Raw genomic sequence first — 12982 nt, forward strand, 5'->3', positions numbered from 1 at the left:
GTGTCCGTCACCACCGATCTGTTGTGATGAGCGCGTGCTCGCAGCCGCCCGTCGCCTTCTCACCGCCTTCCTGATGGCCTTCCTCATGGTCGGCGGCCTCGTCGCGCTCGGTGCCGCGCCCGCCCAGGCCTGCACCTGCGCCCAGGCTTCCGGGACCGGCGCCGACTCGTTGATGGAGCGCATCAAGGACGCCGATGCCGTCTTCACCGGCACGGTCGCCTCGTCGACCCGCTCCGAGGGCGTCGGGGCCGCGGCGGTCGTCAGCATCACCAACGAGGTCGTGCTCGACCGGGTCTACAAGGGCCGGATCGCCGACGTCGACCAGACCGTGCTCACCACCCAGCGCACCCAGGCGACCTGCGGCCTGGGCCAGCTCCAGGTCGACTCCCGCTATGTCTTCGTCGTCGCCGCCGATGCCACCGTCGAGGGGGCCTGGGCCGACGACGGCTGTTCCGGCACCCGGGCTGCGACCTCTGCCCTGATCGCCGAGGTCCAGGGCGTGCTCGGCGAGGGTCGGCCAGCGACGCCCGAGCCGGCCCCCGAGCCGGCCGTCCTCACCGACGCCGACACCGGCCAGCCGACCTCGCTGAGCCGTGCCGCGGCGCCGGGACTCGCGCTCGTGCTCGTCGGCTTCCTCGGCCTGATCCTCGTCGGACGGCTCAACGCCCGACGCTGACCTGGAGGAACGGTCTCGCACCCCGAGGCGTCCCACCGGCATGTCGCTGGTCCGCCTCGCGCCGACCACCCGGCCGCCGACCTACAGGTACATCCCGCTCGACGACCCGGGCCGCGACTCGTCCTCGGGAGGCACCGGCAACCCGCCGTCGGTCTGGGGGGCGCCACCCATGCCCGGCGGCAGCCCGCGCCGCATCTGCTCGAACTGCGCACGAGCGGCCATCTGCTGGGCGTAGATCGCGGTCTGGATCCCGTGGAAGAGGCCCTCGAGCCAGCCGACCAGCTGGGCCTGCGCGATCCGCAGCTCGCCTTCGGAGGGCACCTCGTCCCCGCTGAAGGGCAGCGTCAGCCGGTCGAGCTCCTCGATCAGCTCGGGTGCGAGGCCCTGCTCGAGCTCCTTGATGGAGGCCTCGTGGATCTCCTTGAGACGGACGCGGCTGGCCTCGTCGAGGGGCGCTGCCTTCACCTCCTCGAGGAGCTGGCGGATCATGCTGCCGATCCGCATCACCTTCGCGGGCTGCTCGACCAGGTCGGTGAGCGCGCGCTCGCCCTCGTCGTCGTCGTGGTCACCACCCTCACCCTCGGGCGCCTGCTGCAACGCGGAGGCCGGCAGGGTCCCGATGGGCTTGCCGTCGGGACCGATGATGACGACCTGCTGCTCCTGCTCGTCGGACTGCTCACTCATGTCCTGCAGCCTATGCGTCAGACGGTCAGCACGATCTTCCCGGTGTGCTCGCCCGACTCCATCAGCTCGTGGGCGGCCACCACGTCGTCGAGCGGCATAGTGCCGTGCACGATCGGTCGGACCAGGCCCTCGGCCACCAACGGCCACACCAGCTCCACGAGCGACGCACAGATGGCGGCCTTCTGGTCGGCCGCGCGGGAGCGCAGCGAGGTCGCGATGACCGCTCCGCGCTTGCGGAGCAGGACGCTGATGTCGAGCTCGGCCTTGATGCCGCCCTGCATGCCGATGATGACGAGCCGGCCTTCGGTGGCCAGGGCCTCGACGTTGCGCTGGAGGTACTTCGCGCCCATGTTGTCCAGGATCACGTCGACCCCACCGCCGCCGGTCGCCGCCTTCACGGCCTCCACGAAGTCCTCGTCGCGGTAGTTGATCGTCACGTCCGCGCCGAGCGAGGCGCAGAACGCGAGCTTCTCGGCCGTGCCGCCCGTGGTGAACACTCGGGCCCCCAGGGCCGAGGCGAGCTGGATCGCGAACGTGCCGATGCCGCCGGCGCCGCCGTGCACGAGGAACCCCTCGTGCGGCTTGAGCCCGGCGACCATGAAGACGTTGGACCACACCGTCGCCGCCACCTCGGGCAGCGCAGCGGCGGTCACGAGGTCGACGCCGTCGGGCACCGGCATCACCTGCCCGGCCGGTACGACGACCCGTGACGCGTAGCCGCCTCCCGCGAGCAGTGCGCACACCTCGTCACCGACCGACCACTGCTCCACGCCCTCGCCGACGGCGGCGATCGTGCCGCTGCACTCCAGGCCGATCACCTCCGAGGCTCCGGGCGGCGGTGGATAGAAGCCCTGACGCTGCAACAGGTCGGCGCGGTTGACTGCGGTCGCGACGACCGCGATGGCGACCTCGCCGGGCCCGGGCTCGACATCGGGGACCTCGTGGACGGACAGGACCTCGGGGCCACCGGCTGCGGTGGCGATCACGGCACGCATGGGGCTCAGTGTGCCCCAGGGTCGGCGCCGGGTCAGTCGTCGAGCGCGTCGCCGGTGTGGTCGACACCGCTGTCGTCGGGTACCGGCTGGTCGACGTCGAGCGGGTCGCGGAAGCCCGCCGGGCGGTCCCAGCCCTCGGCCAGGCCCTGCGCCATGGACGCGAGCTTCTCGACGCTCTCGGGGTTGGCCTCCCGCGACCCGGCCGCGAAGCCGAGCAGGTAGGCCGTGACCGGGCCGGCGCTGCGCTCTACGTTGTCCGTCGCGATCCGGCTCAGGTCGTTGAGGAGCCCCTCGTCGACCTCGGCCTCGAGGTCGAGGACGTCGCAGAGCTCGTCGATCCAGTCGTGCAGGTTCACGTCAACCAATGTGGTCACAACGAGGGCGCGGCGCAACCCCCAACGCTCAGGTCATGCCCGGGTCACTCGGCGAGGTCGCGCAGGTCCGACCAGGTGTCGATGTCACGGTGCTCGTCGCCGTCGGCCACCACCTCGGCGAGCGACAGCTGCGCCAGGAGCCGGTGCAGGGCCATGTCGTGCTGTGCCTCGTGGTCCGGCCGGACGGCGTCGAGGCGCGCGACGTCGAGGACCAGCGCGAGCTGCCGGCGCCCGGACGGGTCGACGAGGACGGCCCCGTCGTGGCCCGGTGTCGCCCGGAGCAGGCGGGCGAAGGTCAGTGGGCCGACCCGGGGCATGTCGACGGCGAGGACGGCCAGCCAGGGCGGGGAGCGGAGCAGTGCGTCGCGTCCGGTGAGCAGGGCGGCGACAGGACCGCCGTACTGCGGGCTCTCGACGGTGAACGTCACCGGTCGCTCGGTCGGCACGGACTCGCCGACCACGACCACCTCGGTGGCGTCCATGACCGCGTCGATCGCCCGCGCCAGGAGGGTGCGACCACCGAGCTCGACCGAGGACTTGTCCACGCCCCCGAGGCGGGCGGCGCGCCCACCGGCGAGCACCACCGCGCTGAAGGGGCCGAGCCCGACGTCGATCTCCACCCCGCGAGTCTCGCACCGCACGCCCGCCGCCGCGCACCACAGTGGCAGGCTGGGCCTGGTGATGTCCCCCACGCTCCAGGTCAGCCTCGTGCAGGAGGCCTCCGGCCTCGACCCGGCCACCAACCGCGCCCGCCTCGCCGCGCTGGTGCCCAGCGGCACTGACCTGGTGGTCCTGCCCGAGGCCTTCGCCCGCGACTTCGGAGAGGCAGGCTCCGACGTCGCGCCGTACGCCGAGGGGCTGGACGGGCCGTTCGGCTCCGAGCTGGCGCGGGTCGCGCAGGAGCGCGCGACGACCGTCGTGGCGGGGATGTTCGAGGCGAGCGAGGACCCCACGCGGCCGTGGAACACGCTGCTGGTGCGCGGTGCGGTGGAGGCGTCCTACCGCAAGATCCACCTCTACGACTCGTTCGGCTACCGCGAGTCCGACCGGTTGCTGGCCGGCGAGGTCGTGCCCACCGTGGTCGAGGTCGGAGGGTTCCAGGTCGGCCTCATGACCTGCTACGACCTGCGCTTCCCCGAGTTGGCGCGCGCGCTGGTCGACCGGGGCGCCGAGGTGCTCGTGATCCCGGCGGCGTGGGTCGCGGGGCCGCGCAAGGTCGACCACTGGCGCACGCTGGCGCGGGCACGGGCCATCGAGAACACGGTGTTCGTGGCCGCCGCGGGGCAGCCCGGGCCGCGCTACTCCGGCCACTCGCTGGTCGTCGACCCGATGGGCGACGTGCTCGCCGAGGCCGGGGACGATGCGGTGGTGCTGAGCGCCACCCTGGAGCGGTCCGCGCTCGACGCGGCACGGCGTACCAACCCCTCGGTGGCCAACCGCCGTCTGTAGCCTGGTGCCTCGTGTCCAGGACTGCTGCTCGCCGTCGCGAGGACAAGCCACCCGCGGCCTGGCAGCGAGCCGTGACTGCGCTGGGTCGGGGACGGACGCCGGTGGCGACGTTCGTGGTCCTGGTCGGCGCAGGCCTGATCGCCCTGGTCTGCGGGATCGTCCCGATCGGCCCTGACTGGCTGCCCGGGATCGGCTCGGTGGTCGTCGCGAGCACCTACGCCTGGGCCCTGGCCGCACGCACCGGTGGTCGCCCGGTCGTCTTCGGCACCCTCGCGATCGTCCTGGGGGTCGTGACGCTCGTGGCCGACGACGACTCGTTGCGCACGGGGGCGGCCGTCATGACCTGCGTGGTCGCCGCGGTGCTCGCGGTGATGGCCACGGTCCCCGCGGTGCGCTTCGTCCAGGTGGTGCGCGAGTGCGTCATCGCCATGCTGATCGCCGGCGTGGGGGCCATGGCCACCGTCGGCTTCGAGCCGGCGATCACCGTCGTGCGCTTCGAGTACGCCACCTTCGGGCTGTCCCTCGTGGGCGCCCTGCTCGTGGTCTTCAGGCTCGGAGCGGGTTTCCACGGCCTCGGTCGCCGAGGCCTCGCGATCGTCGTGATCGGCCTGGTGGTGGTGGCGGTCACGCTGCTCTACGCGGAGCTGCTGCGCCGCTACGGCGCCGCCGGGATGGTCGAGTCCCTGCTCGACCTGGTGCGCTGGAGCCGCACCAACCTGGGCGCCTTCCCGCGCCCCATCGAGACCGTCCTCGGCATCCCGGCCCTGGCCTGGGGTTGCCACATGCGGGCCCGCCGACGCCAGGGCTGGTGGGTCTGCGCGTTCGGCGTCGCGGCGACCTCGGCGGTCGCCAACTCGCTGGCCAACCCCGCGATCGCGCTGCGCGAGAGCGGGCTGTCGGTCCTCTACGGGCTCGTCCTCGGCCTGCTGATCGCGCTCGTCGTGATCCGCATCGACCTCGCCCTCACCGGTTCGCGGGGCAGTCGCAGCCGGCGCGCCGAGGAGGCCGCCGCCGTACGACCGGAGCCGGCGCGGACCAGCGCCCTGCTGTGACCGGCCGGGTCTCCGTACCGCCCGGTAACGACTAGCGTCCTGGGCATGGCCCGTGAACAGGTGACCGAGATCCTCGCCGAGATGGTGGCCAGCGTGCTGTCCGTGTCGGTCGCCGCCGGCGATGCCGTGGCCCCGGGCGACAGCGTCGTCCTGCTGGAGTCGATGAAGATGGAGATCCCGGTCCTCGTCGAGATCGACGGCACCATCCGCGCGGTCAAGGTCGCGCCCGGCGACGTCGTCCAGGAGGGCACCGTCCTCGTGGAGATCACGCCCCGGAGCTAGCCCGGCCGAGCTTGGCAGAGGGGGCGGGATTCGAACCCGCGGTAGGTCTCCCTACGACCGCTTTCAAGGCGGTTCCGATCGGCCGCTCCGGCACCCCTCCGTGCACGCCCGCAGACGTACGACGCAGGAGTCTAGTGGGACCTCACTCCGAGCCGCCGAGCTCCATCTCGACGTCGTCGTAGGCGATGTCGTTGAGACGCTGCACGTGGTGGCTGATGTCGACGAGCAGGCGCTTGACGTCGTCGCGCACGCGCTCGACGTCGGCGGCCTCCAGGACGGTCGGCCCCAGCGCGCTGAGCCGGCCCAGGAGCTGGTTGCGCTCGCGGAAGGCGGTGCCCCCGCGCGCGGCGAGCCAGCCGTCGTCGGGGTCGCTGCTCTCGCCGATCAGGGCGTCGCGGACGAGCGTGATGCGCTGGCGCACGACCCAGCGCCAGTTGCCGAGGGCGACCCCTTCGGAGCGTGGCACCTCGAGGGCGGCATCGAGGCTGCGGAGCGCGGTGCTGAGCGCTGGCGTCACGACGGTCACGGCAACCTCCCGGGTGGCCCGGCATCAGGTCGAGAGTCGGGTGGGACCTCGAGCATGGCGGTTGGAGGGGGGCAACGACAAGACCGGGTGGCGAGGGAAATCGAGGGTTGTGTTCAATCATCCCCATGACCCCACCCGAGACGTCCGACTATCGGCTCTCCCGACCGTTCGTCGCCCGCTTCGTCGGGGCCTACCTGCTCGTCTTCGCAGTCGTGGTCTTCATCAGCACCGGCTTCGTCGCGGCCACGGACGCCCTGCCACCCGACGTGCTCGTCGTCCTGCTCGTGGTGGGGCTGTTGGGGTTGTTCTGGCTCGGCAGCTGGCTGCGTTCGAAGGCCTACGTCGTCCGCCTGGACGCGGACGGCTACGAGGTCCGGATGATCCGGGGCGCCGGCGTCAAGCGAGCCGCCTGGAGCGAGGTCGAGGACGTCGGGACCGCTAGCCCGCGTGACATCCCGTGCGTCGTGCTGCGCCTGAGCGGTGGGCGCACGACGACCGTCCCGGTCGAGGCCCTCGCCGTCGACCGCGAGCAGTTCGTGCGCGAGCTCCAGGACCACCTCGACCGGGGCCTCGGGCTACGCCCGATCTGAGCCTGCCCAGGGCGGGCGACGGTCCGGAGCAGGGGTGATTGGTCCTCCACCGTCAGGTCCTTGTAGCCTGTGCGGGCTGCTCCAGGCCGCGTGCCTGGAAGTGGAGGAGGCGTCGCCTAGTCCGGTCGATGGCGCCCGCCTGCTAAGCGGGTTGAGGATAAAACCTCTCGCGGGTTCAAATCCCGCCGCCTCCGCCAAGCGTCCGGTACCTTTCGTCGCACGACGAAGGGTGCCGGGCTCTGTGCATCGTTGACCACCCCTCCCTCCAACTTCAGACGTTCTCCCGCCTGCCTACCCCACGTGGGGGTCTGGCCGCTGCAGTGCACGTCCTCGCACTGCAGGATTCTGCAATGCACACTTATGAGGCAAGCGATCGCTGTCACCCCCCGGCACCCACCGGACAGACTCGTGGCACGGGCCATTCCGTGGGCCCTTCAAGAAAAGGTGTGTCTTCCATGAACATTGCACGCAAGGTTGGCATCACGGTCGCTGCGACCGCCATCTCGCTTGGTCTCCTCGGCGTCTCCGCCCCGGCGCACGCCAAGGACAGCAGCTGGGGCTGCGGCGGCTACTGCAAGGTCTCCACCAAGTAGCTCCCCCGGTTCGCCCATCGACTTGAGACCCGGACCCAACTGTCCCCCCACTTGTTGGGTCCTCGTGCCACCCCCCGGCCGGTCTCAACCATGAGCGAGGGCGGTGACTCGATCACAACTCGAGTCATCGCCCTCGCCGCATGTGAACACGTCGACGCGCCCCGCCTGTAGACCTGAGGTCGGCCGGTCTTGTCGCGTCAGTCGGTCTCCTCGGTGCCCGAGACGCCCTGCTGGCCCATCGTGTAGCCGATCTGGAAACGGGTGTCCGCCTCGTACTCCGTCTTGAGCTCGGCCACGTAGCCGGCGTAGGTGCGTGGGCTGACGCCGAGCCGCTTCGCGCTCACCTGGTCGGAGTGACCCTCGATCAGCATCCGGATCGTCATCGCGCGCTGCTCGGCGGCGATGCCCTTCATCATCGAGGTCTCGCGGTCGGTGAAGGGACGAGCCCGCTCCCATGTGCGCTCGAAGATGTCGACCAGGTAAGCGACCACCGACGGCTCGCGGATCGCGATCGCCACCCGCAGGTCGTCGCCGCCGGGGATGACCGCGATGCGTCGGTCGAAGACCAGCATCCGGTTGAAGAACTCGTCCAGGGTGCGGACCTCGGCACCGCGGGCGGTGACGGCGGCGACGTACTTGTGCGTGACGGAGCTGCGTCGCGCGCTGTGCTGGTAGAGGGTGCGCATCTTGGTGCCGCGCTCGAGCATCTGCGTGTCGCGCAGCGCGGCGGCGGCCAGCGACTGCGCGTCGCGGCCGGTCTGGGGCTGCGCGGTGAGCAGCTCCTCCTCGCACTCCGAGACCAGGCCGGTGATGAAGGGCCCGATGGCCTCGTCGTGGATGTGGGTGAACGGCCCGCGCACGGCCGACATCGGCGAACGGCGCCAGGTCTGGGTGAGGCCGCCGAACACCCGGGCCCAGTGGGAGGACTCGTCGAGCAGCCGGGCGCCCTCCTGGCTCAGCGGGGAGACGACGCGCGACTGGATGCTGCTGGGGTCCTCGGGGACCCAGGTGTCGGTCTCCTTGTCGAGCAGCACCAGGCCGAGCCCGACGAGCAGGTCGAAGGCGGGTCGCTGCTCGGAGCCGGGTGCGATGCGGGGGTCGGCGGTCGGGATGCCACCGAGGTCGACGATGGTCTCGAACAGGCGGGCGGAGGCACTCTCGAAGAGGGCGCGCTCATCCGGGCCGTAGCTCGCCACCCCCACCTCCTGTCCAGCCTGCCCTGACCCCGGTCCCAATGCTCCCACAGAACGCACCGGTCCCGCCCAGGTCAGACCTGGACGGGACCGGTGCGGTCGTGCGGTGTCAGCGGTGCGTCAGCGGTGAGGACTCAGTCCTCCTCGGCCTCCAGAGCGGCGGCGACGCGGCGGTGCGCCTCCCAGATCTCCTCGGGCAGCCGGTCGAACTGCTTGAGGTGCTCCTCGCGGAAACCCATCTCCTGCTTCCAGCGCTCGACGTCGATGGTCAGCAGCTTCTCGAGGTCCTCGGGCCTGGTCGACATGCCGTCGAGCACGAGCTCGTCCTCGGTCGGGATGATGCCGACGGGGGTCTGGCGACCCTTGACCTCACCGTTCTTGAGCTGGAGCAACCACAGCAGTGGGCGCAGGTTGTCCCGGTAGCCGTGCCACAGGAAGTGGCCGTCCTCGGGGTCGCGCTGGAACCAGTTGACGTGGGCGAAGATCGGCTGCTCCTTCGCGGCGCCGACGATCTTGAGGTAGTGAGCGGCGTAGTCGCCCTCGCCGTAGGCCATGAACGGCCGGTTCGACATGGGGTCGTAGCGCAGCTGGCCCTCGACGCCCTCGGCGGCGGCCGTGGCCTCGGCGCCGAGCGTCAGGCCGTCGTAGACGCCCTCGGCGAGGTCGGTGATCGCGCGGATCAGCGGCTCGCGATCGCGCGTGCGGCCACCGAAGATGATCGCGTCGATCGGCACGCCCTTGGCGGCGTTGTAGTCGGGCGCGATGTTGGGGACGTTGTCGAGCGTCGTGGTGAACCGGCTGTTGGGGTGCGCCCAGGGCAGGGTGTCGCCCTCCTCGCGCTCCGCGATCGGCGCGCCCTTCCAGTCCAACCACCCGGCGGTGTCGGCGGGCGGCTCGGCGGTGCGGCCCTCCCACCAGACCTCGTGGGTCACCGCGTTGTAGGCGATGTTGGTGAAGATCGTGCCGGTGCCCGCGTCGACCGAGTGGAGCGCGGTCGGGTTGGTGACCTCGTTGGTGTCCTTGGCGACTCCGAAGACGCCGTACTCCGGGTTCATCCCGTAGAGCTTGCCGTCCTCCTCGTCCACCCACAGCCAGGCGATGTCGTCGCCGTAGAAGGAGACGTGGTAGCGCTCGCCGAGGGCGTCGGGGGCCAGCATCATCGCGAGGTTGGTCTTGCCGGAGGCACTCGGGAAACCGCCGCAGACGTGGTAGGTCTTGCCGGTCTCCTTGTCGTGGATCCCGATGAGCATGTACTGCTCGGCGAGGAACTTCTTCGACGCCCAGCCGTCGTACGCCGCCTGGCGCAGGCCGTGGGCGATCTTGCCGAGGAGCGCGTTGCCGCCGTAGGACGAGCCGAAGTGCAGGATCGTGCGCTCGTCGGCCACGGTCACGAAGTAGCGCTGGTCGTCGGGGGTGCCCTGGCCGAGGTTCTCCAGGTCGCCGGTCACGTGGACGGCGCGCACGAAGCTGTCGGGGTCCTCGAGGTCGTTGACGAAGTCGATGCCGACGCGGGCCATGCGGATCATGTGCAGGACCACGGTGCGGGTGTCGGTGACCTGGACGCCGGTGGCCCAGGGCGAGAGCGTGTTGCCCGGAGGCGCCATCAGGTAGGGGATGACGTACATCGTCTTGCCGGCGGAGGCGCCGCGCATGCGGTCCTCCAGCATCGGCTTCATCTCCGCGGCGGGGCGCCAGTTGTTGTAGACGCCCTTGTCCTGGGGGTTGCTCGTGGCGACGATGGTGCGCTCCTCGGAGCGCGCGGTGTCCTTGTGATAGCTGCGCGAGTAGTAGCGACCGTCCCCGGCGGGCTCGAGCTCGCCCGCCTCGAGTGCCTCCCGGATCAGGCGCGCGTCATCTGCGGCGCTGACCACCTCGACGCGCTCGGCGCCCGTGAGCTCGGCGTAGTAGTGGACGTATTCGCGGACCTTGGGGTTGGTGACCCCGGCTGCGTCCAGTGCGGCCTCGACATTGGGCATCGTTGCGTTTTCCCTCTCGCGCATTCACGGCCTGCAGCCCCGGGGGCTGAGGTCCGCGCCGTCGAGCGTGTCGACGGAGGTGTCGTGGAGTTGTGGTGGCATCGCACGGCTTCGTTGGCGGCGACAAGTTGCCGCGAGGCTACTCGTGGCGCTAATGGCGTCCTATTGGATCGTTCAACGGCACGTGTCCCACCTCACACCTGGGGAAGTGGTGCGACCGATTTCGTCGTCGCAGACCGGTTCGGCTATTGTCGTCCAGTCGCGCGGCACGCCGCTCGACCCGCGCCTGTAGCTCAACGGATAGAGCATCTGACTACGGATCAGAAGGTTTGGGGTTCGAATCCCTACAGGCGCACAGATCGGATTCACCGCATGACCTGCGCAAACAGGGTCACGAGGGCCGCTCCCCATCCAGGGAGCGGCCCTTCTCCGTCTCAATTACCGGCCCAAATACCCCCCTGCGGCTCGCCGTCATCTCGGGTCGTCTCCGGACGCGTCCCCCCACCGCGGGACTGCTACTGGTCGAGCCCAAGACCAAGGCGTCCAAGCGGACCATCGTGCTGCCCCGACCCCTCGTGGATGAGCTGCGCGCCCACCGCGCCGGTGTCAACCGCCGAAGGCTCGCGGCTGGCGAGGCATGGGACGGTACGCACGACCTGGTGTTCCCCGCCGCGAACGGCGGACTGATCGACCCCGCGCGCGATCACAGCGCATGGAAGTCCCTGCTCACCCGGGCCGGGCTCCGCGACGTACGCCTGCACGACGCCCGCCACACCGCTGCGACTCTCCTGCTTGTCCAGGGCGTCGACCTCCGCACGGTCATGTCGATCATGGGCTGGACCGAGGTGGCTGCCGCCCAGCGCTACACGCACGTCGACGGGCTGCGCGGGCGAGCGCCACGGCAGCTGGGAGCGTTGCTGTGGGATCAGGGGACCGGCGGCTGATCGAGGTGACCGGTCTCATGGGCCGAGGGTGCCGATGGGAAGGACGGTGACACCGTCGGGTCGACGGTAGGCGAACCCGGTGGAGGTGATGACTCCCAGCGCCGTGGGCCGCCCGACCTTGCTGTGGTCGACCTTCTCGGCGAAGGACAACAGTGCTGCCGCCGCCTTGTCCGAGTCGGCTGGGTTCATCTTCACCTCGAATGCTCCCCATCGACCGTCGGGCAGGGTGACCACGACGTCGACTTCGTTCTGGTTTTGATCTCGCCAGTGATGGACGCTGCCCCCGAGCCTCTGGGCGTAGGTGCGGATGTCGCGCACCACGAGGTTCTCGAAGAGGAAGCCTGTGGCGTTGAGGTCCCCCAGGAGCTGGGTCGGTCCTTGGCCGAGCGCTGCAACGGCGAGGGACGGGTCGACGAAGTATCGGGTGGGTGACGATTGCAGCGGGGTGGCGGACCGCATGTGTGGCGCCCAGGCGGGCGAATTCTCGGTCAGCCGCAGCCGTGACAGCGAATCGAGGTATCCGTCGACGGTTGCCCGCGCGATCGGGCCCTCTGCCCCGCCGACGTCCTTGGCCAGAGCGGTGACCCTCGCCGCGGCACCGACAGTGCGGGCCAGTGAGTTCAGAAGCCGACGCAGGTTCTCGGGATCGCGCCGCCGCGTGCCGAACTGTTGGACGTCTACCAGCACGATCTGGTTGAGGTAGTCGCGCAACCACCGCCCGGCATCCTGGGCAGTGGCGTCGAGCAGGGCCGGCCAGCCCCCGATGCAGATCCTGTCGATGACATCAGGAACCGTCAGGCCCGAGTCCTGCGCGGTGACCTGGTCACCGTCCAGGACGGCTTTCAGTGACGCCTGCCCGGTGGAGTGCCCTGACTCCATCAGCGACATGGGCCGCATCTGGACTACCGCGATACGACCAGCCCCGGAGTGCCGGTTGACGTCCTCTCTGGGCGTCGCCGACCCGGTCAGGATGTACAGCCCCTTTTCAGGGGCTCGGTCGTCGACGGAACGGCGGACCTGGTCCCACAAGGAGGGAACGACCTGCCACTCATCGAATAGCACTGGGGTGGCACTGTCGAGCAGCAGGGCAGGAGCAACACTGGCCACGTCGCGGGCGGCCTGGTCGACGTCAAGCCGATAGGTAGTAGCTGCCTTCTGACTCGCCGACGCCGTCTTGCCACACGCCTTCGGGCCTTCGATGAGGACAGCGCCGATGGCGCTCAGCCGTTGCAGAAACCATAGCCTTAACGATGCAGATTCCATAAGACTGGCTTTGCGAAATTCCCAGGATCAGTCTCGTTCAGCCCTGATCCACCGACGGATGTGGTGTTGTGAGCGTGGCGTAGAACGAGAATGCCCTTGCTGGGCGGGAGAATCGGAGTTACCAGACAACGATTCGAACGCCGAGCAAGGGACACCTCGTAAGTGAAAGCCTCTCACAGCATCCGACCTGTTTTCGATGACCCGAACCTGGTGTCGGTCGCAGGTCTGGTCCCGGCCATGCGACTGGCCGAGTCGGCCGGTCTGCACGACCTCCTCGAGGACCGGTTGAGCATCGACTCGGCAAACGCGACCGCGAAGACCACCGCCGTGATCGCTGGGATGCTCGCCGGGGCCGACTGCATCGATGACCTCGACCTGCTGCGCC

15 protein-coding genes, 3 tRNA genes and 1 pseudogene are annotated in these 12982 nt (G+C 70.0%); 10 read left to right on the forward strand and 9 right to left on the reverse strand.

The features are described 5' to 3' along the window. Nucleotides 1-34 precede the first annotated feature (34 nt). Complete coding sequence (locus tag BM204_RS09845; protein ID WP_091112601.1) at nucleotides 35-676, forward strand: hypothetical protein; 642 nt, start codon at nucleotides 35-37, stop codon at nucleotides 674-676. 81 nt (nucleotides 677-757) lie between these two features. Here the strand turns inward: BM204_RS09845 and BM204_RS09850 are convergent, their stop codons facing one another. From BM204_RS09850 to mobA, 4 genes are all read right to left on the reverse strand, one after another. Then, nucleotides 758-1360, reverse strand: coding sequence for a bacterial proteasome activator family protein (locus BM204_RS09850; protein ID WP_091112602.1), 603 nt, complete (start codon nucleotides 1358-1360; stop codon nucleotides 758-760). A 17-nt stretch (nucleotides 1361-1377) separates the two neighbouring features. After that, nucleotides 1378-2355 (reverse strand): NAD(P)H-quinone oxidoreductase, encoded by a 978-nt coding sequence (locus BM204_RS09855; RefSeq protein ID WP_091112604.1) that lies wholly within the window; start codon nucleotides 2353-2355, stop codon nucleotides 1378-1380. Between the two features lie 32 nt (nucleotides 2356-2387). Continuing rightward, nucleotides 2388-2711: a DUF6457 domain-containing protein gene (locus BM204_RS09860; protein WP_091112606.1), complete on the reverse strand. Its 324-nt coding sequence runs from the start codon at nucleotides 2709-2711 to the stop codon at nucleotides 2388-2390. Between the two features lie 62 nt (nucleotides 2712-2773). Then, on the reverse strand, nucleotides 2774-3349 hold the full coding sequence (gene mobA, locus BM204_RS09865) for a molybdenum cofactor guanylyltransferase (protein WP_246166588.1): 576 nt from the start codon (nucleotides 3347-3349) through the stop codon (nucleotides 2774-2776). Between the two features lie 61 nt (nucleotides 3350-3410). Between mobA and BM204_RS09870 the strand changes: the two genes are divergently transcribed. The 3 genes from BM204_RS09870 to BM204_RS09880 are packed head-to-tail and all read left to right on the forward strand — an operon-like array spanning nucleotide 3411 to nucleotide 5512. Further along, complete coding sequence (locus tag BM204_RS09870; protein WP_091112609.1) at nucleotides 3411-4178, forward strand: carbon-nitrogen hydrolase family protein; 768 nt, start codon at nucleotides 3411-3413, stop codon at nucleotides 4176-4178. An 11-nt stretch (nucleotides 4179-4189) separates the two neighbouring features. Further along, nucleotides 4190-5230 (forward strand): hypothetical protein, encoded by a 1041-nt coding sequence (locus BM204_RS09875; protein ID WP_091112611.1) that lies wholly within the window; start codon nucleotides 4190-4192, stop codon nucleotides 5228-5230. Nucleotides 5231-5275: 45 nt separating this feature from the next. After that, nucleotides 5276-5512, forward strand: a complete 237-nt coding sequence (locus BM204_RS09880) for a biotin/lipoyl-binding carrier protein (RefSeq protein WP_091112613.1) — start codon at nucleotides 5276-5278, stop codon at nucleotides 5510-5512. Between the two features lie 12 nt (nucleotides 5513-5524). On the opposite strand, the gene BM204_RS09885 is transcribed toward BM204_RS09880, so the two are convergent. Together BM204_RS09885 and BM204_RS09890 are read right to left on the reverse strand one after the other, a co-directional pair. After that, nucleotides 5525-5612: transfer RNA gene (locus BM204_RS09885), tRNA-Ser, on the reverse strand. A gap of 42 nt (nucleotides 5613-5654) precedes the next feature. Beyond that, on the reverse strand, nucleotides 5655-6038 hold the full coding sequence (locus tag BM204_RS09890) for a hypothetical protein (protein ID WP_091112615.1): 384 nt from the start codon (nucleotides 6036-6038) through the stop codon (nucleotides 5655-5657). 125 nt (nucleotides 6039-6163) lie between these two features. On the opposite strand from BM204_RS09890, the gene BM204_RS09895 reads away from it, so the two are divergent. The 3 genes from BM204_RS09895 (at nucleotide 6164) to BM204_RS22620 (ending at nucleotide 7221) form a co-directional block, all read left to right on the forward strand. After that, complete coding sequence (locus tag BM204_RS09895; RefSeq protein ID WP_091112617.1) at nucleotides 6164-6628, forward strand: hypothetical protein; 465 nt, start codon at nucleotides 6164-6166, stop codon at nucleotides 6626-6628. A 105-nt stretch (nucleotides 6629-6733) separates the two neighbouring features. Continuing rightward, a tRNA-Ser gene (locus tag BM204_RS09900) sits at nucleotides 6734-6825 on the forward strand. Nucleotides 6826-7083: 258 nt separating this feature from the next. Further along, a complete protein-coding gene (locus tag BM204_RS22620; protein WP_170259311.1) occupies nucleotides 7084-7221 on the forward strand; it encodes a hypothetical protein in 138 nt (45 codons plus the stop codon). A 197-nt stretch (nucleotides 7222-7418) separates the two neighbouring features. Here the strand turns inward: BM204_RS22620 and BM204_RS09905 are convergent, their stop codons facing one another. Together BM204_RS09905 and BM204_RS09910 are read right to left on the reverse strand one after the other, a co-directional pair. Continuing rightward, the gene (locus tag BM204_RS09905) at nucleotides 7419-8417 is read right to left on the reverse strand and encodes a phospholipase D-like domain-containing protein (RefSeq protein ID WP_091112619.1); all 999 of its coding nucleotides are present in this window, start codon (nucleotides 8415-8417) and stop codon (nucleotides 7419-7421) included. A gap of 131 nt (nucleotides 8418-8548) precedes the next feature. After that, complete coding sequence (locus tag BM204_RS09910; protein WP_091112621.1) at nucleotides 8549-10390, reverse strand: phosphoenolpyruvate carboxykinase (GTP); 1842 nt, start codon at nucleotides 10388-10390, stop codon at nucleotides 8549-8551. Nucleotides 10391-10672: 282 nt separating this feature from the next. Here BM204_RS09910 and BM204_RS09915 point away from each other — a divergent pair. Both BM204_RS09915 and BM204_RS23525 read left to right on the forward strand, forming a co-directional pair. Continuing rightward, a tRNA-Arg gene (locus BM204_RS09915) sits at nucleotides 10673-10745 on the forward strand. A 202-nt stretch (nucleotides 10746-10947) separates the two neighbouring features. Beyond that, nucleotides 10948-11334 (forward strand): tyrosine-type recombinase/integrase, encoded by a 387-nt coding sequence (locus tag BM204_RS23525; RefSeq protein ID WP_170259310.1) that lies wholly within the window; start codon nucleotides 10948-10950, stop codon nucleotides 11332-11334. 15 nt (nucleotides 11335-11349) lie between these two features. On the opposite strand, the gene BM204_RS09925 is transcribed toward BM204_RS23525, so the two are convergent. After that, on the reverse strand, nucleotides 11350-12597 hold the full coding sequence (locus tag BM204_RS09925) for an ATP-binding protein (RefSeq protein ID WP_091112626.1): 1248 nt from the start codon (nucleotides 12595-12597) through the stop codon (nucleotides 11350-11352). 162 nt (nucleotides 12598-12759) lie between these two features. Between BM204_RS09925 and BM204_RS23235 the strand changes: the two are divergent. Beyond that, nucleotides 12760-12982: pseudogene (locus BM204_RS23235) on the forward strand (IS1380 family transposase); the annotation flags it as partial.

Source organism: Nocardioides psychrotolerans (assembly GCF_900113685.1).
Taxonomy (GTDB): domain Bacteria; phylum Actinomycetota; class Actinomycetes; order Propionibacteriales; family Nocardioidaceae; genus Nocardioides; species Nocardioides psychrotolerans.

Coding starts and splice junctions, on each gene's coding strand:
- BM204_RS09910 (WP_091112621.1), bottom strand. CDS start 10,390: ATGCCCAATGTCGAGGCCGCACTGGACGCAGCCGGGGTCACCAACCCC.
- BM204_RS09870 (WP_091112609.1), top strand. CDS start 3,411: ATGTCCCCCACGCTCCAGGTCAGCCTCGTGCAGGAGGCCTCCGGCCTC.
- BM204_RS09880 (WP_091112613.1), top strand. CDS start 5,276: ATGGCCCGTGAACAGGTGACCGAGATCCTCGCCGAGATGGTGGCCAGC.
- BM204_RS09895 (WP_091112617.1), top strand. CDS start 6,164: ATGACCCCACCCGAGACGTCCGACTATCGGCTCTCCCGACCGTTCGTC.
- BM204_RS09925 (WP_091112626.1), bottom strand. CDS start 12,597: ATGGAATCTGCATCGTTAAGGCTATGGTTTCTGCAACGGCTGAGCGCC.
- BM204_RS09850 (WP_091112602.1), bottom strand. CDS start 1,360: ATGAGTGAGCAGTCCGACGAGCAGGAGCAGCAGGTCGTCATCATCGGT.
- BM204_RS09855 (WP_091112604.1), bottom strand. CDS start 2,355: ATGCGTGCCGTGATCGCCACCGCAGCCGGTGGCCCCGAGGTCCTGTCC.
- BM204_RS22620 (WP_170259311.1), top strand. CDS start 7,084: ATGAACATTGCACGCAAGGTTGGCATCACGGTCGCTGCGACCGCCATC.